The sequence below is a fragment of the Streptomyces sp. NPDC048462 genome (assembly GCF_043200175.1).
Lineage (GTDB): Bacteria > Actinomycetota > Actinomycetes > Streptomycetales > Streptomycetaceae > Streptomyces.
In genome coordinates, this window is sequence record NZ_JBICXG010000005.1 from 215370 (window position 1) to 236375 (window position 21006).

A 21006-nucleotide genomic window follows, 5' to 3' on the forward strand; every position below is an offset into this window, starting at 1 on the left:
GCCGGTGCGGTGCCGGATGACGTCGCGCCCGGGTTTTGTGGCTCTGCCCCGGACCTCGCTCCTCGATCGCCGGAGGGGCTTGATAACGCCCCGGCCCCGTCAGTTCCGGCCCACCGCGGCCTTCGCTCGGTGCACCGAGAGCGCGGACAGGCGAGGGCGCCGGGCCGTCTTCCGGGGGATCTGCCTCGGCAGATGGTGCGGAAGCGCTCCGTACCAGGCGTACGACACCGCGTAGCCGAAGGCCAGGCAGGCCATGCCGCCCACCGCGTCCAGCCAGAAGTGGTTCGCGGTCGACACGATCACGATCAGCGTGACCGTCGGGTAGAGCAGGCCCAGGATCTTCGCCCAGGGCGCGGAGGCCAGGGCGAAGACGGTCAGGCCGCACCACAGTGACCAGCCGATGTGCATCGACGGCATCGCCGCGTACTGGTTCGACATTTCCTTGAAGTTGCCCGAGGCCATCGAACCCCAGGTCTGGTGGACCATGACCGTGTCGATGAACTTGCTGCCGTTCATCAGACGGGGTGGCGCCAGCGGGAAGAGGTAGTAGCCGGCCAGCGCGGCCGCCGTGGTCGCGAACAGGGCCAGGCGGGCCGCCGCGTAGCGTCCTGGGTGGCGGCGGAACAGCCAGACGAGCACACCGATGGTGACGACGAAGTGCAGTGTCGCGTAGTAGTAGTTCATCGACACGATCAGCCATGTCACGGAGTTGACCGCGTGGTTGACCGACTGTTCGACGGCGATGCCCATGAACCGCTCGACCGACCAGATCCAGTCGGCGTTGGCCAGGGCCGCCGCCTTCTGCTCGGGGACGGCGTTGCGTACCAGCGAGTACAGCCAGTAACTGACCGCGATCAGCAGGATTTCGAACCAGAGACGTGGCCGTCTGGGGGACCGCGGGGCCCGCAGCCCTGCCAGGCTGCGGTCGCGCAGTCTGCGCAGCCGGTTCGCTTTGCCGGCCTGCTTCGTGTTCGCCTCGGGAGCCGCCTCGTTCACGATGGGTGACGGGGTGGCCTCCGTGCGGCCTTCCTGTGGTTTCACGCTCAATTCACCCATAGGCACAGAGTCTGCCAGATTTGCCCCCTCCGCCTGATGATCCTCCGGTCGGAAGCGGCGTGCACGTCCTGCGGAGGGCGCGAAGGGCCTGTGGGGCTACGCGGCTCGCACGTCCTGCGGACTACGGGTGTGCGTGGGATTATTGGACGGTCGGGGCGGCCGGTGCCGCATCCGGACCGGGGCCCGCAGCGGTCGAACCGCGCACGACCAGCTCGGGCATGAAGACGAACTCGCTGTGCGGGGCGGGAGTGCCGCCGATCTCCTCCAGGAGCGTGCGCACCGCTGCCTGGCCCATCGCCGTCACCGGCTGCCGGATCGTGGTCAGCGGCGGATCGGTGAACGCTATGAGCGGCGAGTCGTCGTAACCGACCACCGAAAGATCGCGCGGTACGTCCCTGGAGAGCCTGCGAGCAGCACGGATGGCGCCCAGCGCCATCATGTCGCTCGCGCACACCACCGCCGTGCAACCCCGCTCCATCAGTGCCGAGGCAGCGGCCTGGCCGCCCTCCAGTGTGTACAGGGAGTGCTGGATCAGCCCCTCCACCTCGTCCGGGGTGAGGTTCAACTGCTCCCGCATCGTGGCGTGGAAGCCCTCGATCTTGCGGACCACGGGGACGAACCGTTTGGGCCCGACGGCCAGTCCGATCCGGGTATGGCCCAGCGACACCAGATGCGTCACCGCCAGCCGCATCGCGGCCCGGTCGTCCGGCGAGATGAACGGCGCCTGCACCTTGGGCGAGAAACCGTTAACCAGTACGAAGGGGACTCCCTGGGCGCGCAGTTGCTCGTAGCGCTGCATATCGGCCGAGGTGTCGGCGTGCAGTCCGGAGACGAAGATGATCCCCGAGACGCCGCGGTCCACCAGCATCTCGGTCAGCTCGTCCTCGGTGGAGCCACCGGGCGTCTGGGTCGCCAGTACCGGGGTGTAGCCCTGGCGGGTCAGCGCCTGCCCGATGACCTGGGCGAGCGCCGGGAAGATGGGGTTCTCCAGCTCGGGCGTGATCAGGCCGACCAGACCAGCGCTGCGCCGGCGCAGCCGTACGGGCCGTTCGTAGCCCAGGACGTCGAGCGCGGCGAGGACGGATTCGCGGGTGGCAGCGGCAACCCCGGGCTTGCCGTTCAGTACACGGCTGACCGTCGCTTCGCTGACCCCCGCCTGAGTTGCGATATCGGCAAGCCGTGCGGTCATGGGACTGGACTGTACCGGGAGCGGGTCGGATTGCCCACCATGCGCAGGAATCGGACCCCGGCGGCTGCGGGGCAGGCCCGGGGCGCTTCCCGTTGCTCCGTCCGTGGAGGTCTTCCGAAGGTCTTCCGAGGGACTTCGGCAATATCTTGCAAGGTCTTGCGAAGCCGGTCCGTCGGCTGCGATCTGATCGTCGCACTGCGCAATCATGGGCGGTGGCCCGCCCCTGTCAGGGTTCAGGGGCCCGCGTCAAGGGGCTTGACGGCAACCTTGAGGACACGCGAATGTAACGATCACCGGAGCTTGCAGAAATCTTCCGCAAACTCTTTCGGCCTTCTTTCATCCTTGTTACGTTCACGTCGACCCGGCGCCGCGACGGAGCGGTACGGCAGTTGAAGGAGTTCAGATGCGACGTGGCATAACGGCCACCGCCCTGGTCGCGGCCCTGGCGCTCGCGGCGACCGCCTGCGGCAGCGATGACGACGATTCCAACGGCACCTCCAAGAGCTCGGGCGAGCTCTCGGGCACCGTGACGTGGTGGGACACCTCCACCGCGGGCAGCGAGGACAAGGTCTTCAAGAAGATCGCCGAGGGCTTCGAGAAGGAGCACCCGAAGGTCGACGTCAAGTACGTCAACGTGCCCTTCGGCGACGCGCAGAACAAGTTCAAGAACGCCGCGCAGTCCGGCTCCGGTGCCCCCGACGTGATCCGCTCCGAGGTCGCCTGGACGCCCGAGTTCGCCGACCTCGGCTACCTCGCCCCGCTGGACGGCACCCCCGCCCTCCAGAAGGCGGACGACTTCCTGAAGCAGGCCGCCGCGTCCACCGAGTACAAGGACAAGACGTACGCGGTGCCGCAGGTCATCGACTCCATGGGCATCTTCTACAACAAGAAGATCTTCAAGGACGCCGGCGTCGAGGTCCCCAAGACCGTCGACGAGCTGAAGACCGTATCCAAGAAGATCAAGGACAAGACCGGCAAGACCGGTCTCTACCTGCGCGGCGACGACGCGTACTGGTTCCTCTCCTTCCTGTACGGCGAGGGCGGCGACATGGTCGACGCCTCCAACAAGTCCGTCACCATCGACAACCCGGCCGGCGTCAAGGCGATGAAGGTCGTCAAGGACCTCGTCGACTCCGGCGCCGCCAAGACCGACGCGACGGACGGCTGGGAGAACATGCAGTCGTCCTTCAAGGACGGCAAGGTCGCGATGATGATCAACGGCCCGTGGGCCGTCGCCGACACCTACACCGGCAAGGAGTTCAAGGACAAGGCCAACCTCGGCGTCGCCCCGGTCCCGGCCGGCTCCGCCGCACAGGGCGCCCCGCAGGGCGGCCACAACCTCGCCGTCTACGCCGGTTCCAAGAACCTCGACGCCTCCTACGCCTTCGTCGACTACATGACCTCCGTCAAGACCCAGGCCCAGGTCACCAAGGAGCTCAACCTGCTGCCGACCCGCACCTCGGCCTACGCGCAGGAGAGCGTCGTCGACAACGAGATCGTCGGCTTCTTCAAGCCCGTCGTCGAGAGCGCCGTCGAGCGCCCCTGGATCCCGGAGACCGGCAGCCTCTTCGCGCCGCTCGTCACCGAGTACACGAAGGTCCTCACCGGACAGACCTCCCCGGAGAAGGCCGTCAAGACGACCGGCGACTCCTACCGCAAGCTCCTCAAGGGCTGGAAGTAACCCAGGAAGGCAGGCCGGCTGATGGCTGTCCACACCAGCCAGTCGGTGGCGAAGGCCGCGGGCGACGACACCGTCGCCCGCGGCCGGAGCCGCGGTACTGGCAACCCACCGCCCCCGGGCCGGCTCCGGCGGGCCCTGTCGACCCACTGGTACGCCTGGACCATGGTCGCCCCGGTCGTCGCCGTGATCGGCGTGATCATCGGGTATCCGCTGGTCCGCGGCATCTACCTGTCGCTGACCGACGCCAACGAACGCAACGTCGAACGGTCCATCGGTGTCAACCACCTGCCCGCCACGTACAAGTTCGTGGGCCTGGACAACTACACCGAGGCGCTCACCGGCGAACAGTTCCTCGGCACGCTCGGCTGGACCCTGGTGTGGACGGTCTCCTGCGTGGCCATCACCTTCTCCCTGGGGATGGCGCTCGCCAACATCCTCAACCGGCGGATCGCGGGACGCTCCGCCTACCGGATGGCGCTCATCCTGCCCTGGGCCATCCCCGGCTTCGTCTCCGTCTTCGCCTGGCGCTTCCTCTACAACGAGGACCGCGGGCTGCTCAACAAGATCCTCTCCGGGGCCGGCTTCGACGGCATACCGTGGCTGAACGACCCGACCTGGGCGAAGTTCGCCGTCATCGCCGTCAACGTCTGGCTCGGTGTGCCGTTCATGATGGTCGCCCTGCTCGGCGGCCTGCAGTCCATCCCCAGCGAGCACTACGAGGCCGCCGAGATGGACGGCGCCACCGCCTGGCAGTGCTTCCGGCACATCACGCTGCCCGGACTGCGTCCCGTCTCCACGACGGTGATCCTGCTCTCCACGATCTGGACCTTCAACATGTTCCCGGTCATCTACCTGCTGACCCGGGGCGGACCCGGCGACGCCACCCAGATCCTGGTGACTCAGGCGTACAAGTTCTCCTTTGAGATCAGCCCGCGCGACTTCGCGCAGTCCTCCACATGGGGTGTGCTGATCCTGGTACTCCTGCTGATCTTCGCCGCCATCTACCGGCGAGTCCTGCGCACCCAGGGAGACGACTGGTGACCACCATCCCCACGCCCGCCGCGCGGCACTCCGCGTCCAAGGTCCGGCTGCGTGGCGAGCGTTCACCGCTGGCCTCCACCGCCCTGCACCTGACGCTCGTCGTCGCCTCGGTGATCGCCGTGTTCCCCGTGCTGTGGGTGCTGCTCACCTCGCTGAAGCCCGCCCAGTTCGCGACGACGACGGACTTCTTCAAGGCGACGACCTTCGAGAACTACTCGAACCTGATCCAGAACACGAAGTTCCTCACCTGGTTCGGCAACTCGGTGCTCGTCGCCGGGTTCACCACACTCCTCGGCGTCATCGTCTCCGCCTCGACCGGCTACGCCGTCAGCCGCTTCCGCTTCCCCGGCAAGCGCGGACTGATGTGGACGCTGCTCGTCACCCAGATGTTCCCGGTCGCGGTCCTCATCGTGCCGATCTACAACATCATGGCGGGCATGGGACTGCTCAATAAGCCCGCCGGTCTCGTCATCACCTACCTCACCATCTCGGTGCCCTTCTGCGCCTGGATGATGAAGGGCTTCTTCGACACCATCCCGCGCGAGATCGACGAGTCGGGGCAGGTCGACGGCCTCACCCCGTTCGGCACGTTCTGGCGGCTCATCCTGCCGCTGGCCAAGCCCGGCCTCGCCGTCACCGCGTTCTACTCGTTCATCACCGCCTGGGGCGAGGTGGCCTACGCCTCCGCCTTCATGGTCGGCGAGGACAACCTCACCCTCGCGGGCGGCCTCCAACTGTTCGTCAACCAGTACGGGGCCCAGTGGGGTCCGATGACGGCCGCGTCCGTGCTGATCGCGATACCCGCGGCCCTGGTCTTCCTGTTCGCGCAGAAGCACCTGGTCACCGGCATGTCCGCCGGAGCCGTCAAGGGCTGAGCGGGGAGGGCGCCGGCGATCTCGGCCGCACCCTTCCCCAACGGCAGCAGCACGACCCGCACGCACCAAGTCACGGTGGCGCCGGCATCCCGACCCGGTTCCGGCGCCACTCCCCACCCAGACACCCCAGGGACGACATGACCCAGCACCTCGCTGCCCCCTCCACCGGCACGTCCACCGACGCCCCGGGCCACCGCACCGGCTGGTGGCAGGACGCGGTGATCTACCAGGTCTATCCGCGCAGTTTCGCCGACGGCAACGGCGACGGCATGGGCGATCTCGCAGGCGTCACCGCCCGGCTCCCGTACCTCAGGGACCTCGGCGTCGACGCCGTGTGGCTCAGCCCCTTCTACGCCTCCCCGCAGGCCGACGCGGGCTACGACGTCGCCGACTACCGGGCCATCGACCCGATGTTCGGCACCCTGCTGGACGCCGACGCGCTGATCCGGGACGCCCACGACCTGGGTCTGCGGATCATCGTCGACCTGGTGCCCAACCACTCCTCCGACCAGCACGAGTGGTTCAAGCGCGCGCTCGCCGAGGGCTCCGGCTCCGCCCTGCGCGACCGCTACCACTTCCGCCCCGGAAAGGGCGCGCACGGCGAACTCCCGCCCAACGACTGGGAGTCCATCTTCGGCGGACCGGCCTGGACCCGGACCACCGACCCGGACGGCACGCCCGGCGACTGGTACCTCCACCTCTTCGCGCCCGAACAGCCCGACTTCAACTGGGAGCACCCGGCCGTCGCGGACGAGTTCCGCTCGATCCTGCGCTTCTGGCTCGACATGGGCGTCGACGGCTTCCGGGTCGACGTGGCACACGGCCTCGTCAAGGCCGAGGGGCTGCCCGACCTGGGCACGCACGACCAGCTGAAGCTGCTCGGAAACGATGTCATGCCCTTCTTCGACCAGGACGGTGTGCACGCGGTCTACCGCAGCTGGCGCACCATCCTCGACGAGTACCCCGATGCGATGGGGCCCGAAGGGCCTTCGCCAGAGGGGCGGCGGCGGGCGACGGGCGGGCGGATCGCCGTGGCCGAGGCCTGGACCCCGACCGTCGAGCGCACCGCCAACTACGTACGCCCCGACGAGATGCACCAGGCGTTCAACTTCCAGTACCTGGCCACCGCCTGGGACGCCGCCGAGCTGCGCGCCGTCATCGACACCTCGCTGAACGCGATGCGCCCGGTCGGCGCCCCCACCACCTGGGTGCTCTCCAACCACGACGTCACCCGGCACGCCACCCGGTTCGCCAACCCGCCCGGCCTCGGCACCCAGATCCGGACCGCGGGCGACCGCGACCTTGGCCTGCGCCGAGCCCGCGCGGCCAGCCTGCTCATGCTGGCGCTGCCCGGCTCCGCCTACGTCTACCAGGGCGAGGAACTCGGCCTGCCCGACGTCACCGACCTGCCCGACGAGGCCCGCCAGGACCCGTCGTTCTTCCGGGCCGAGGGCCAGGACGGCTTCCGCGACGGCTGCCGGGTGCCGATCCCGTGGACCCGCGAGGGCAGCTCGTACGGCTTCGGCGACGGCGGCAGCTGGCTCCCGCAGCCCACCGGCTGGGGCGAGCTGAGCATCGAGGCCCAGACCGGTGCGGCCGGCTCCACCCTGGAGCTGTACCGGGCCGCGATCGCCGCCCGCCGGGCGCACCCGGGGCTCGGTGCCGGAACAGCGGTGGAGTGGCTGGACGCCCCCGAGGGCCTGCTGATCTTCGCCCGCCCCGGCTTCGTCTGCACCGTCAACACCACCGGCGCCCCGGTCCGCATCCCCGTACGCGGCACCGTCCTGCTGTCCAGCGCCCCGGTCACCACCGACGGCGCCGAGATCGAGCTCCCGGCCGACACCACGGTGTGGTGGACGGTGTGACGGTCCCCCCGCCCAGGGCCGGCGGCGCGCTGAGGCTCTCCGACATCGCCGGACAGGCCTCGGTCAGCGAGGCGACCGTCAGCCGGGTGCTCAACGGCAAGCCGGGCGTCGCGGACACCACGCGTCAGCGGGTGCTCGCGGCGCTCGACATCCTCGGCTACGAGCGCCCGGTACGGCTGCGGCAGCGCAGCGCCGGACTGATCGGACTGGTGACGCCCGAACTCACCAACCCGATCTTCCCGGCGTTCGCGCAGTCCGTGGAACAGGTCCTGGCGGGCCACGGCTACACGCCGGTCCTCTGCACCCAGCTGCCCGGCGGCGCCACCGAGGACGAACTCGTCGAGCAGCTCGTCGAACGCGGCGTCGGCGGCATCGTGTTCCTCTCCGGACTGCACGCCGACACCTCGGCCGACCCGGCGCGCTACGCCGCCCTCACCGACCGGGGCGTGCCGTTCGTCCTGATCAACGGCTACAACGAACGGATCAGCGCCCCCTTCGTATCGCCCGATGACACCGCCGCCGTCCGCATGGCCGTGGGCCACCTCGCCGAACTCGGCCACCGCAAGGTCGGCCTGGCGATCGGCCCGCAGCGCTACGTCCCCTCCCGCCGCAAACGCGACGGCTTCGTGGACGCGGCGGTGTCGCTGCTGGGGATGGACCGCTCCGAGGCCGAACTCATGGTGTGCTCAACGCTGTTCAGCGTCGAGGGCGGCCAGGTGGCGGCCGGCGGACTGCTCGACCGGGGCTGCACGGGCATCGTCTGCGGCAGCGACCTGATGGCCCTCGGCGTGGTCCGCGCCGCCCGCGACCGGGGCCTGTCGGTGCCGCGCGAGGTGTCCGTGGTCGGCTTCGACGACTCCCAGCTCATCGCGTTCACCGACCCCCCGCTGACCACGGTCCGCCAGCCCGTCCAGGCGATGGCGGCGGCGGCGGTCGGCGCCCTGCTGGAGGAGATAGCCGGCAGCCCCGTCCAGCGCACGGAGTACGTGTTCCAGCCGGAGCTGGTGGTACGGGGGTCGACGGCGGCGGTGGTGGCGGCGGTGCGCGGGGGGTGACGCGAGCGCGGCTCCGTCTCCGGGGTGGGCTGCTGATGGGGCGAACCCAGCGGGTCGCATCTGGCGCCAGGTCCGCCAGGGGCGGGTGATGAGCTCTCGGTAGGTGTGGTGGGACGGGTTCCGGCCGCAATGCCGCAGCACCCAGTCCTGCGGTTCGGCGAAGTCCTCGCTCGTCGGTGAGGTCTCTCCGTCCACGGCGCACTGCATCGCGTACAGGACCGGTTCCGCATCTGGCTCGCGGTCGGGCTGGAGCGTCCAGATGCCGTAGCGCAGGACCGAGTGCGGGGTCACCGCCGCCACCTTCGGTTGGCCACGGCCACCTTGGCGCTCAACTCTTCGGCCGGGGTCGGCGGACGTACGTCCTGGGGCGGCACGTCCCACTCCCGGCCACCGCCCAGCGGTCGAAGTTGCATGTACGTCCCCACGTGTCCCATCACCACGCCCACCTCGCCATTCCGCCGGTCGACCGCCAGAGCGCCGGCATCGGGGGCGGGGGCGTTCATCGTGACCACCCCGGCGAGGGGGCGGGCGGCTGGGCGGTCAGTTGTAGGGCGGGAACACACGGGGTGGCGCTCATTGGCACGGTGACGCTCCTCGGCGGCGGTGATGCGTGCCCTGGGGTCTGTCGGTGCCGCAGGGTCGGCACCGATCCTCACGCCGGTCACCGGGACGAAGGAACCTCCACCAAAACCCGCTTCGGGACGTCCTGCACCGTGTGGAACGTCCCTAGTGCCGTCCTGAGATGAGGGGGGAGACTCGTGCGGAACGAGAGACTACGAGCCGTCATGGCGACGGGAGGCTGGACGTACGCCGCACTCGCTCAGCAGGTCGAGGTCGACCCCAAGTCGGTCGAGCGCTGGGTGAACCTCGGGCGTATCCCACGCCGTGCCACCGCCCTCCAGGCGGCCAAGGCCCTGGGAGAAGACGTGCACGCACTCTGGCCGGCGCTCCGCCAGGCCCGCCCCGTCCGCGCCATCAGCCCTGAGCTGGTGGCGCTCTACGAGCAGCGGGCCGACCTCCCCGTGTCGGCGTTCACCGACCTGATGGCCCAGGCCCGGGAACGGATCGACATCCTTGTCTACGCGGCCGTCTTCCTCCACGAGGCGTACCCCCGGCTGAACGAACTCCTCACCGAACGCGCCGCCGAAGGCTGCACCGTCCGCATCGCGGTCGGGGACCCCGACAGCGAAAACGTCCAAGCCCGCGGCCAAGAAGAGCGGTTCGGCCACGCCATCGAATCCCGCTGCCGCCTCGCGCTCATGCACTACAGGCCGCTCGCCGGCACCCTCGGCATCGAAGTCCGCACCCACAGCACCACGCTCTACAACTCCCTCTACCGTGCCGACGACCAGCAGCTCGTCAACGCCCACGTCTGGGGCGTCAACGCCTACGCCGCCCCCGTATGGCATCTTCGCCGACACGAGACAGGCGGGGTGTTCGACACCTACGCCGAGAGCTTCGACGCCGTGTGGACGACGGCGACGCCCGTACAAGTGGAAGGCTGACCGTGGCGCGCACCGAACACTACGACGACCCGAACGCGCCCGAGCCGAACAGCATGGTCGTGGCCGCATCCGCTGTCGTCACCGACAATCACGGGCGCATCCTTCTCCAGCGCCGCCGCGACAATGATCTGTGGGCCCTGCCGGGAGGTGGCATGGACCTCACCGACTCTCTGCCCGGCACGGCCGTCCGCGAGGTCAGGGAAGAGACCGGTCTGGACGTCGAGATCACCGGCCTGGTCGGCACCTACACCGATCCGAAACACATCATCGCCTACACGGACGGCGAGGTTCGCCGCCAGTTCAACGTCTGCTTCACCGCCCGCATCACCGGCGGCCGGCTGGAGATCTCCGACGAGTCCACAGAGCTCCGGTTCGTACCGCCGGAAGAGATCGCGCAGTTGTCGATGCACCACACCCACCAGCTCAGGCTCCAGCACTTCATGGAACGCCGCGAAAGCCCCTACCTGGGCTGATCCGGCGGACGGCAGTAGCGACGGCAACAACGCCGCTCCTCGCCGGGAGAGGCCCCTGCCGGCCGGACGGGGGAACCGGACTCCGCGGGGCCCCGCTGCCCGGTCAGGGCGAAGGGTGCTCGGGGCAGGGCCCGTCGCCGTCCTTCTCGGTGGCGACGGCTCCGGCGGAGAGGAGCGTCGCGGCGGCGAGGGTGCCCCAGAGGGCGGCCGGGCCGTGGGATGCGAGAGCGGTGATGGCCGCCGGCGAGGCGGAGAGGCCGAAGCCCGTGGAGAGCTGGAAGCGGGCGAGGGCGCGGCCCAGGGCATGGGCCGGGGCGAGGGCGGTGACCAGCGTCGTGGCGCTGCCCGCGTAGATGATCTCGCCGAGAGTGCAGAGCACGGACACCGCGGCGACGGCCGGGGCGGCCACGTCGTGTCCCAGGAAGGTGGCCGCGAGGAAGCCGAGGTAGGACACCGTGAGCACCACGCCGCCGACCGCCAGTACGGACCGGCGAGGAAAGCGGGACATCAGGACGGTGACCGGAACCTGCAGGGAGACCACCAGCACGGTGTTGGCCACGAAGATGGCCCCCGACCACACCGGGGACGCGTGCAGCTGTGTCACCAGGACCAGGGGGAGCGCGATTTCGGGGACGTTGAGGCAGAAGACGTAGATCACGTTGGCGGCCAGCAGCGCGCGCATCCGGGGCGCGGGCCCGTCGTTGCCGCCCGTGGCCGGGGCGGCGGCCGGATGAGCGTGCACGTGGACCGACCATGCCAGGGCCGCCGCGGCGAGGTAGGCGAGCCCGGTGACGGCTGCCAGCGCCTGCAGGGCCGCGGTGCCGCCCGCCAGGCATGCGGTGGCGAGGAGGGCGCCCACGCCCAGGCCGGCGTTGCGCAGGGCGCGGCTCCCGGCGAGGGCGACGTCGCGTTCCCGGCCGTGGGCGACCGTGGCCACGAGGGCGGCGTGGGCGGCCGGCCATGCCTGGTTGCCGATGCCGAGGAAGAGCGCCGCCGCCGCGAACAGCCGGACGTCTCCCGCCGGGGCGGCCAGCAGCAGCGCCACACCCAGCACCCGCACCAGCATCGACGCCGCCACGACCGTGCTGCGTGCGCCCCGGTCCAGCCAGCGGCCGACCGCGGGCATGCACACCAGACCCACGACGGCGCCGGCTGTCATGGCGATGCCGGTGGCCGGCGCGGTCAGCCGCAGCACGGAGACCCCGTAGAGCAGCAGAAGGGGCCGCAGCAGCCCGGTACCGAGTGCGTCCACGGTCAGGGCGACTGCGTAGCGGGGGCCTCCGCAGGCGCGGACGAGGTCGCGCGGCTGGAGCTTGGTGGTGGTTGCCATGGCGTCAACGGTGCGGCCGGCAGCGGAGCCGGCCAGGCCGGTTGACGGACATCGTCAATCGACGTGGTCGCCGGCCAACTGACCGGCGATGATGAGGGGATGACGTTGAGGATCGACATCGGGGGCCTGCCGACGGGACAACTGCGGTTCGCTCCCTCCCCGCTGGCCGAGCTGACCGCCATGCTGCACGTGCTGGCCGAACCCGCGCATCACCCGCAGCTCGCCGGCTGGGCCGGGGACGTCTGGGCCGGGCTCCGGCCGGAGCTTGCCGAACGGCTCAGGGAGGCGGAGTTCCTCTGGCGCTCCTCACGGGCCGACTTCCTGGTCCCCGCGCGCCCCCGGCTCACCCTCGCCGAGGAGCTGGACGACGTGGACCGGATCGACAACGAAACCTATGTGACCGCCGCGCTCATCACCACCTGCGGCAGTAACCGGGTCAACTTCGCCGCGCCGTCGCCGCTCGCCGACGCGACGGCGCGTGAGCGGGCCCTGGACCTCGCCCAGGCCCGGGGCGCGATCCAGGAAGCCTTCGCGGAACGGCTGCTGGCGGACCCGGCCGCCGTGCGGGCACGGGTGCGCCACACCCTCGAACAGTGCGCCGAGGCCTTCTTCGACGCCGCGTGGACGGGCGTCGCCGTACAACTCGCCACCGACCTGCGTCTGAAGAACGACCTGCTGAAGCACCAGGGCATCGGTGCGGCACTCGCCTCGGTCTCCGGCGCCGTCACCCTGTCCCCGGACGGCGACTGCATCATCGTGGACAAGCTGCAGGACAACGCGACCGCCGCCCACGGCACCGGAGTCACCTTCATCCCCAGCGCCTTCGGCCGCCCGCACCTGGTGGCCGTCCACGCCCCCGGATGGCAACCGGTGGTGCAGTACCCGGTGGCCGGGGCGAGTCCGACGGAGCCGGTAGCGCTGGAAACGGTGACGCTACGACTGGAGGCGCTCGCGCATCCGGTACGGCTCCGGCTGCTGCGTACCCTGGCCCGCGGCCCGCACACGACCGGTGAGCTGGCCCAGGCCTGGGAACTGTCACCCCCGGAGGTGTCCCGCCACCTCGCTGTCCTGCGCCGAGCGGACCTGCTCACGGCCCGGCGGCACGGTCGCTACGTCCGCTACACCCTCAATCTGCCCGATCTGACGACGCTGGGGGCCGATCTGCTGGCCGCGGTGCTGCGCTGAGCGTTCGGACCGCGGGCGCGTCGCCCGACGGCGGCCGCGACGGGGGAAGCGGCCCCCGCGTGCAGGAGGGGCACCCGGAGTCGGCCCGGGGTGGGCCGGCGGGGAGTGTGACTTCGGGTGCCCCTCTTGTCCGTGACCGGCCCGGCCGGACGGGCGCGTGGGGCCCGGGGTAACGGGACCCCCGGCCGACCGGACCGGAGTCGGGAGAAACGTAACAGGGCTGCAATGTTTTGCGTAAGAGCTTGCAGGAAGAAATCTGCGGTATTTCGTGGGTGTGAGCAGGATGTGAGCAGTTGATGTCCAAAGGGTTGACCGGGACCTGGCGGGCTCGTACGGTCTCCCCGCGGCAAGGTTTGCATTCTTGCAGCAAGAACCTTCAGGAGCCTTGAGGGCAGGGTGCGTTGCCGTACGAGGCCGAGACAACTCGACAGCCGTCACTCGCATTTCCCCCACCGCAGGAGGAATGACATGGCACGCAGACCCCTGTCTGCAGCGCTCGCCCTGATGGCGGGCGCCGCCGCTCTCGTGGTCCCCGGCACGAGCGCCCAGGCCGCCGCGCCGGGCACCAAGGACGTCACCGCAGTTCTCTTCGAGTGGAAGTTCGACTCCGTCGCCAAGGCGTGCACGGAGTCCCTCGGTCCGGCCGGTTACGGGTACGTGCAGGTCTCGCCGCCCCAGGAGCACATCCAGGGCGGGCAGTGGTGGACCTCCTACCAGCCGGTCAGCTACAGGATCGCCGGACGGCTCGGCGACCGCGCCTCGTTCGCCGCCATGGTCGGCACCTGCCACAGCGCGGGCGTCAAGGTCGTCGCGGACTCCGTCATCAACCACATGTCGGCGGGCTCCGGCACCGGTACCGGCGGGTCCTCGTACACGAAGTACGACTACCCCGGGCTGTACTCCGCGCCCGACATGGACGACTGCACCGCGCAGATCAGCAACTACCAGGACCGCTACAACGTCCAGCACTGCGAACTCGTCGGCCTGGCCGACCTGGACACCGGTGAGGACTACGTACGCGGCCGCATCGCCGGATACCTCAACGACCTGCTCGCGCTCGGCGTCGACGGATTCCGCATCGACGGGGCCAAGCACATCCCCGAGGACGACCTGGCCAACATCAAGTCCCGGCTGAGCAACCCGGCCGCGTACTGGAAGCAGGAGGCGATCTACGGAGCCGGTGAGGCCGTCTCGCCCGACGAGTACGCCGGCACCGGGGACGTGCAGGAGTTCCGGTACGCCCGCAGCCTCAAGCAGGTCTTCAACAACGAGAACCTCGCCAACCTGAAGAACTTCGGCGAGGGCTGGGGCTTCATGGCCTCCTCGAAGGCCGCGGTGTTCGTGGACAACCACGACACCGAGCGCGGCGGCGACACACTGAGCTACAAGGACGGTGCCAACTACACGCTCGCCAGCGTGTTCATGCTGGCCTGGCCCTACGGTTCGCCCGACGTCCACTCCGGCTACGAGTGGTCCGACAAGGACGCCGGACCGCCCAACGGAGGCACGGTCAACGCCTGTTACAGCGACGGCTGGAAGTGCCAGCACGCCTGGCGGGAGATCGCCTCCATGGTCGGCTTCCGCAACACCGCCCGCGGCGAGGCCGTCACCAACTGGTGGGACAACGGCGGCGACCAGATCGCCTTCGGCCGGGGCTCCAAGGCGTACGTCGTGATCAACCACGAGGGCTCCACGCTGTCCCGCACGTTCCAGACCTCGCTGCCCGCCGGTGCCTACTGCGACATCCAGTCGGGCAACGGCGTCACCGTGGACGGCTCGGGCCGCTTCACCGCCACCCTCGGCGCCGGCACCGCACTCGCCCTCCAGACGAACGCCCGCACCTGCGCCGGTGGCCCCACCGATCCGACGGACCCGACCGGCCCCGGGACCGGCACCTCCGGCGCCTCGTTCGGGGTCAACGCCACCACCCAGCCGGGCCAGAACATCTACGTCACCGGCAACCAGTCCGCCCTCGGCAACTGGAACCCCGGCGCCGCGCCGAAGCTGGACCCGGCCGCCTACCCCGTCTGGAAGCTCGACGTCGGCCTGCCCGCCGGTACGTCGTTCGAGTACAAGTACGTCCGCAAGGACGCGAGCGGCAACGTCACCTGGGAGAGCGGTGCCAACCGCACGGCCACGGTGCCCTCCTCCGGCAAGGTCGCCCTGACCGCGGATGCCTGGCGGAACTGAGGTCTCTCCGTGGGCCGAGCGGTCTCCGGCCGCGCCGTGTCCTCAATCGCCGGACGGGCTGAATTCCGCCCGTCCGGCCTCGTACCCGTACACCCCCTTCGAGGAGAACCCGAGTGATACGTCCGTACCCGCGCGTGCCCGCGCGAAGAGCGGCGCCCGCCGCCGTCGTCGCGGCCGCCCTGTGCGCGGCCCTGGTGCCCGCGCTGCCCGCCGCCGCGGCCGGGCCGCCCGCCGCGCCCTCGGACGCGAAGCTGGCCGCCGAGCCGGCCCGGCACGACCTGACCCGCGAGCAGTTCTACTTCGTGATGCCCGACCGGTTCGCCAACGGCGACACCGGCAACGACAAGGGCGGGCTGACCGGTTCGCGCCTGGAGACCGGGTACGACCCCACCGACAAGGGGTTCTACCAGGGCGGCGACCTCAAGGGGCTGACCAGCAGGCTCGACTACATCAAGGGACTCGGCACCACCGCCATCTGGCTGGCCCCGATCTTCAGGAACCGGCCCGTGCAGGGCACCGGCAAGGACGCCTCGGCCGGGTACCACGGCTACTGGATCACCGACTTCACCCAGGTCGACCCGCACTTCGGCACCAACGCCGACCTGACGAAGCTGATCGACAAGGCCCACGGCAAGGGCATGAAGGTCTTCTTCGACGTCATCACCAACCACACCGCCGACACCGTCGACTACGCCGAGAAGACGTACGGCTACAAGCCCAAGGGCGCCTACCCCTACCTCGACCGCAACGGCCGCCCCTTCGACGACGCGGCGGGCATGGCGAAGGTGGACGCCGGCTCCTTCCCGTACAAGCCGGTCACCTCCGGCGGCAAGACGCCGGCCTGGCTCAACGACCCGACGATGTACCACAACCGCGGTGACTCGACCTATGCCGGCGAGTCCACCACGTACGGCGACTTCTCCGGGCTCGACGACCTGTGGACCGAGCGGCCCGAGGTCGTCTCCGGGATGGAGAAGATCTACGAGAAGTGGGTCCGCGACTTCGATATCGACGGCTTCCGGATCGACACCGTCAAACACGTCGACATGGACTTCTGGACCCAGTGGGCGACCGCGCTCGACACCTACGCGGCCGGGCACGGGCGCAAGGACTTCTTCATGTTCGGCGAGGTCTACTCCGCCGACACCGCGATCACCTCGCCCTACGTCACCCAGGGGCGGCTGGACGCCACGCTCGACTTCCCCTTCCAGGAAGCGGCCCGCCAGTACGCCTCGCAGGGCGCCCCGGCCTCGAAGCTCGCCGCCGTCTTCGGCGACGACTACCGGTACACCACCGACAAGGCCAACGCCTACGAGCAGGTGACCTTCCTCGGCAACCACGACATGGGCCGCATCGGGACGTTCCTGAAGCAGGACAACCCGAAGGCCGATGACGCGGAGCTGGTGAAGCGGGCCCGGCTGGCCAACGAGGTGATGTTCCTCAGCCGCGGCAACCCCGTCGTCTACTACGGCGACGAGCAGGGCTTCACCGGCGCCGGCGGTGACAAGGACGCCCGCCAGACCATGTTCGCCTCGAAGACCGCCGACTACCTCGACGACGACGAACTGGGCACCGACCGTACGCACGCCTCCGACGCCTACGACCCGGGCCACCCGCTCTACCGGTCCATCGCCGCCCTGTCCGGGCTGACCGCCCGGAACCCGGCGCTGCGCGACGGCGTGCAGAGCGAGCGGTACGCCGAGGGCTCCGTCTACGCCTTCTCCCGTACGGACCCGGCGCGCGGCGACGAGTACGTCGTCGCCACCAACAACGGCACGGCCGCGAAGACCGTCGACCTGCCGACCGAGTCCGCCCGGATGGACTTCCGCACCCTGTACGGCGGTTCCGGTACGGTCCGCAGCGGCTCCGACAAGAAGATCACCGTCACCGTCCCGGCGCTGTCCAGCATCGTGCTGCGCGCCGCGAAGCCCCTGGCCGCCCCTGCCGCCAAGCCCTCGGTCACGCTGAAGGCACCGGCCGCCGGAGCCACCGGCACCGTCGAGCTCACCGCCGACGTGAACGGCGGCTCCCTCAACCGGGTCGTCTTCGCCGCCCAGACCGGCAACGGCAAGTGGACCACCCTCGGCACCGCCGACCACGCCCCGTACAAGGTCACCCAGACCATCGGCGCACACACCGCCGCCGGAACGCCCTTGCGCTACAAGGCCGTCGTCGTCGACCGCACCGGACGCACCGCGAGCACGCTCGCCGCGTCGACCGCCGGCCAGGCACCGGCCCCGGCGAAGCCCGTCGCCGTCGAACGCGACTACGCCGTCATCCACTACAAGCGTGCCGACGGCGCCTACGACGGCCGGCAGGTCAGGTCCGGCGACACCACCGCCGCGTTCACCGGCCGGGACGCCTACGGTGCCTTCGCCTGGATCAAGGTGCCGGAGGGTGCCTCCTCGGTCCCGTACACCGTCGAGAAGGCCGGTGTCGCGGACGGGCCGGAGCGCACCGTCGACCTCGCGAGGACCGGGCAGGTGTGGATCGCGCAGGGCGAGGACGGCCAGGCCGACACCGCCCCCGAAGGCGCCTACCCGCCGCAGGACACCGGCAAGGCCGTCCTGCACTACTACCGGGCCGACGGCGACTACGACGGCTGGGGGCTGCACACCTGGACCGGCGCCAAGGAGCCCACCGACTGGGCCAAGCCGCTGCAGCCGGTGAAGAAGGACGCCTCCGGTCTCACCTTCGAGGTCCCGCTCACCGACGCGGCCACCTCGCTCAGCTACATCCTGCACCGCGGCGACGAGAAGGACCTGACCGGCGACCAGTCGCTCGATATCGCGAGCTACGGCCACGAGGTCTGGATGCTCGGCGGCCGCGCCGGCTACCTGCTCCCGCAGACCGGCGGCGTGCCCGCCCCCGACCTCACCAAGGCGGAGGCGCAGTGGATCGACGCCGACACCGTCGTCTGGAAGGTGAAGGCCACCGAGGCCACCAGCCAGCAGCTCGTCTACGCACCGGGCGGCGGGATCTCCGTCGTCGACGGCGCGCTCTCCGACGAGGGCCAGTGGCTGCGGCTCAGCCCGGCCGCCCTGACCGACGCGCAGCAGGCGAAGTACCCGCACCTCAAGGACTACCCGGCGTTCACCGTGGACGCCCGTGACCGCGACCGGGTCCGCGAGGCCCTGCGCGGCCAGCTGATCGCCACCCAGCGCGCGGCCAACGGCGCCCTGCTCGCCGCCACCGGGGTGCAGAGCGCCGGAGTGCTCGACGACCTCTACGGGAAGCGGGCGAGCGGCGCCCCGCTCGGCCCGGTCTTCCACCGCGGCACGCCCACCCTGTCCGTCTGGGCGCCGACCGCCCGTACCGTCGCGCTCGAACTCGACGGCAGGACCGTCGCCATGCGCCGCGACGACCGCACCGGCGTCTGGTCCGTCACCGGGAAGAAGAACTGGCAGGGCAAGCCCTACCGGTACGCCGTGAACGTCTGGGCGCCCACCGTCCAGAAGCTGGTCACCAACAAGGTCACCGACCCCTACTCCACCGCCCTGACCACCGACTCCGCCCGCAGCCTCGTCGTCGACCTCGACGACGGCAAGCTCGCGCCCAGGGGCTGGAGCGGGCTGCGCAAGCCCGCCGCCGTGCCGCTGCGCGACGCACAGATCCAGGAGCTCCAGATCCGCGACTTCTCGATCGCGGACCCCACCTCCAAGCACCCCGGCCAGTACCTCGCCTTCACCGACACCCGCTCCGACGGGATGAAGCACCTCAAGCAGCTCGCCGACTCCGGCACCGGCTACGTCCACCTGCTCCCCGCCTTCGATATCGGCACCATCCCGGAGAAGAAGAAGGACCAGCAGAAGCCGGCCTGCGACCTGTCCGTCTACGCCCCCGACTCCGCCGAGCAGCAGGCCTGCGTGGCGAAGACCGCCGCGAAGGACGCCTTCAACTGGGGCTACGACCCGCTGCACTACACCGTCCCGGAGGGCAGTTACGCCTCCGACCCCGACGGCACGAAGCGCACCGTCGAGTTCCGGCAGATGGTGCAGGGCCTCAACGGCGCCGGGCTGCGGACCGTCATGGACGTCGTCTACAACCACACCGTCGCCTCCGGCCAGGACGACAAGTCCGTCCTCGACCGGATCGTGCCCGGCTACTACCAGCGGCTCCTGGAGGACGGCACCGTCGCCACCTCCACCTGCTGCGCCAACACCGCGCCCGAGAACACCATGATGGGCAGGCTGGTCGTCGACTCGGTCGTCACCTGGGCCAAGGAGTACAAGGTCGACGGCTTCCGCTTCGATCTGATGGGCCACCACCCCAAGGCCAACATCCTGGCCGTCCGCAAGGCCCTGGACGCGCTGACCGTCGCCAGGGACGGCGTCGACGGGAAGAAGATCATCCTGTACGGGGAGGGCTGGAACTTCGGAGAGATCGCCGACGACGCCCGCTTCGTCCAGGCCACCCAGAAGAACATGGCCGGCACCGGCATCGCCACCTTCTCCGACCGGGCCCGCGACGCCGTGCGCGGTGGCTCCCCGTTCGACGAGGACCCCGGCGTGCAGGGCTTCGCCACCGGCCTCTACACCGACCCCAACGCCTCCACCCACAACGGTACGAAGGCCGAGCAGAAGGCCCGGCTGCTGCACTACCAGGACCTGATCAAGGTCGGGCTCACCGGCAGCCTCGCCGGCTACACCTTCACCGCCAGCTCCGGCAGCACGGTCAAGGGCTCGGACATCGACTACAACGGGGCCCCGGCCGGATACGCCGACGCCCCCGGCGACGCCCTCGCCTACGCCGACGCGCACGACAACGAGACGCTCTACGACACCCTCGCCTTCAAGCTCCCGGCGGACACCCCGGCAGCCGACCGGGCCCGCATGCAGGTCCTGGCCATGGCGACGGCCACCCTCTCGCAAGGGCCCTCGCTCTCCCAGGCGGGCACCGACCTGCTGCGCTCCAAGTCCCTGGACCGCAACTCCTTCGACAGCGGCGACTGGTTCAACGCCCTGCACTGGGACTGCCGCGCGGGCAACGGCTTCGGCCGGGGCCTTCCGCCCGCCGCCGACAACCAGGCCAAGTGGCCCTACGCCGGACCACTGTTGGCCAACCCGGCGATCAGCCCCGGCTGCGCACAGATCAACGGCGCCTCGGCCGCCTACCGGGACCTGCTCACCATCCGGGCCACCGAGAAGGACTTCGGCCTCGCCACCGCCGGACAGGTGCAGTCCGCCCTCTCCTTCCCGCTCTCCGGCAAGGACGAGACCCCCGGAGTGATCACCATGCGGCTCGGGAAACTGGTGGTCGTCCTCAACGCCACCCCGGACACCACCACGCAGAAGGTCGCCGCACTGGCGGGCCGGAACTACACCCTGCACCCCGTCCAGGCGGCGGGCGCGGATCTTACCGTCAAGAGGTCTGTCTACGGACGGAGTTCGGGAATTTTCACCGTTCCGGGACGCACAGTGGCGGTGTTCTCGGCACGCTGACCGCAACAGGTCTACCGTGAGGCCAGCCGCCGGGGAGAGCCGCAGCAACACACTCCCGGGCGCGCCCTCCCCACTCCACCCGGCCGGTCCCGGCCCCGATCCCCGTACACACCGCCAGCC

14 protein-coding genes and 1 pseudogene are annotated in these 21006 nt (G+C 70.1%); 10 read left to right on the forward strand and 5 right to left on the reverse strand.

The window, feature by feature from the left end; translation table 11 throughout:
- Window positions 1-99: 99 nt before the first annotated feature.
- Together ACGFU6_RS11910 and ACGFU6_RS11915 are read right to left on the reverse strand one after the other, a co-directional pair.
- A complete protein-coding gene (locus ACGFU6_RS11910; protein WP_393610314.1) occupies window positions 100-996 on the reverse strand; it encodes a phosphatase PAP2 family protein in 897 nt (298 codons plus the stop codon).
- Window positions 997-1195: 199 nt separating this feature from the next.
- Entirely contained in the window at window positions 1196-2245 is a 1050-nt protein-coding gene (locus ACGFU6_RS11915; RefSeq protein WP_393610037.1) for a LacI family DNA-binding transcriptional regulator, read from the reverse strand.
- 403 nt (window positions 2246-2648) lie between these two features.
- Here ACGFU6_RS11915 and ACGFU6_RS11920 point away from each other — a divergent pair, with 403 nt between their 5' ends.
- From ACGFU6_RS11920 to ACGFU6_RS11940, 5 genes are all read left to right on the forward strand, one after another.
- The gene (locus tag ACGFU6_RS11920; RefSeq protein WP_393610038.1) at window positions 2649-3926 is read left to right on the forward strand and encodes an extracellular solute-binding protein; all 1278 of its coding nucleotides are present in this window, start codon (window positions 2649-2651) and stop codon (window positions 3924-3926) included.
- A gap of 21 nt (window positions 3927-3947) precedes the next feature.
- Window positions 3948-4967 carry a carbohydrate ABC transporter permease gene (locus ACGFU6_RS11925; RefSeq protein WP_393610040.1) on the forward strand — a complete coding sequence of 340 codons (1020 nt, stop codon included), beginning with the start codon at window positions 3948-3950 and terminating at the stop codon, window positions 4965-4967.
- The gene (locus tag ACGFU6_RS11930; RefSeq protein WP_393610042.1) at window positions 4964-5842 is read left to right on the forward strand and encodes a sugar ABC transporter permease; all 879 of its coding nucleotides are present in this window, start codon (window positions 4964-4966) and stop codon (window positions 5840-5842) included. Before ACGFU6_RS11925 ends, ACGFU6_RS11930 begins: the two co-directional genes overlap by 4 nt.
- 137 nt (window positions 5843-5979) lie before the next feature.
- Window positions 5980-7707 (forward strand): glycoside hydrolase family 13 protein, encoded by a 1728-nt coding sequence (locus ACGFU6_RS11935; protein ID WP_393610044.1) that lies wholly within the window; start codon window positions 5980-5982, stop codon window positions 7705-7707.
- Window positions 7692-8762 carry a LacI family DNA-binding transcriptional regulator gene (locus tag ACGFU6_RS11940; protein ID WP_393610046.1) on the forward strand — a complete coding sequence of 357 codons (1071 nt, stop codon included), beginning with the start codon at window positions 7692-7694 and terminating at the stop codon, window positions 8760-8762. The genes ACGFU6_RS11935 and ACGFU6_RS11940 overlap by 16 nt, the downstream gene beginning before the upstream one ends.
- A gap of 60 nt (window positions 8763-8822) precedes the next feature.
- On the opposite strand, the pseudogene ACGFU6_RS11945 reads toward ACGFU6_RS11940, so the two are convergent.
- A pseudogene (locus ACGFU6_RS11945) lies at window positions 8823-9062 on the reverse strand (hypothetical protein); the annotation flags it as partial.
- On the reverse strand, window positions 9050-9265 hold the full coding sequence (locus tag ACGFU6_RS11950) for a hypothetical protein (protein ID WP_393610048.1): 216 nt from the start codon (window positions 9263-9265) through the stop codon (window positions 9050-9052). The gene ACGFU6_RS11950 and the pseudogene ACGFU6_RS11945, both read right to left, overlap by 13 nt.
- Window positions 9266-9547: 282 nt before the next feature.
- On the opposite strand from ACGFU6_RS11950, the gene ACGFU6_RS11955 reads away from it, so the two are divergent.
- A complete protein-coding gene (locus tag ACGFU6_RS11955; RefSeq protein WP_393610050.1) occupies window positions 9548-10267 on the forward strand; it encodes an XRE family transcriptional regulator in 720 nt (239 codons plus the stop codon).
- Window positions 10268-10269: 2 nt separating this feature from the next.
- Window positions 10270-10740: an NUDIX hydrolase gene (locus tag ACGFU6_RS11960; protein ID WP_393610052.1), complete on the forward strand. Its 471-nt coding sequence runs from the start codon at window positions 10270-10272 to the stop codon at window positions 10738-10740.
- 103 nt (window positions 10741-10843) lie between these two features.
- Here the strand turns inward: ACGFU6_RS11960 and ACGFU6_RS11965 are convergent, their stop codons facing one another.
- Complete coding sequence (locus ACGFU6_RS11965; RefSeq protein ID WP_393610053.1) at window positions 10844-12070, reverse strand: MFS transporter; 1227 nt, start codon at window positions 12068-12070, stop codon at window positions 10844-10846.
- 99 nt (window positions 12071-12169) lie between these two features.
- On the opposite strand from ACGFU6_RS11965, the gene ACGFU6_RS11970 reads away from it, so the two are divergent.
- The 3 genes from ACGFU6_RS11970 (at window position 12170) to pulA (ending at window position 20886) form a co-directional block, all read left to right on the forward strand.
- Window positions 12170-13255, forward strand: a complete 1086-nt coding sequence (locus ACGFU6_RS11970) for a DUF5937 family protein (protein ID WP_393610055.1) — start codon at window positions 12170-12172, stop codon at window positions 13253-13255.
- A gap of 468 nt (window positions 13256-13723) precedes the next feature.
- The gene (locus tag ACGFU6_RS11975; protein ID WP_393610057.1) at window positions 13724-15445 is read left to right on the forward strand and encodes a carbohydrate-binding module family 20 domain-containing protein; all 1722 of its coding nucleotides are present in this window, start codon (window positions 13724-13726) and stop codon (window positions 15443-15445) included.
- A gap of 113 nt (window positions 15446-15558) precedes the next feature.
- Window positions 15559-20886 (forward strand): pullulanase-type alpha-1,6-glucosidase, encoded by a 5328-nt coding sequence (gene pulA, locus ACGFU6_RS11980; protein WP_393610059.1) that lies wholly within the window; start codon window positions 15559-15561, stop codon window positions 20884-20886.
- Window positions 20887-21006 lie beyond the last annotated feature (120 nt).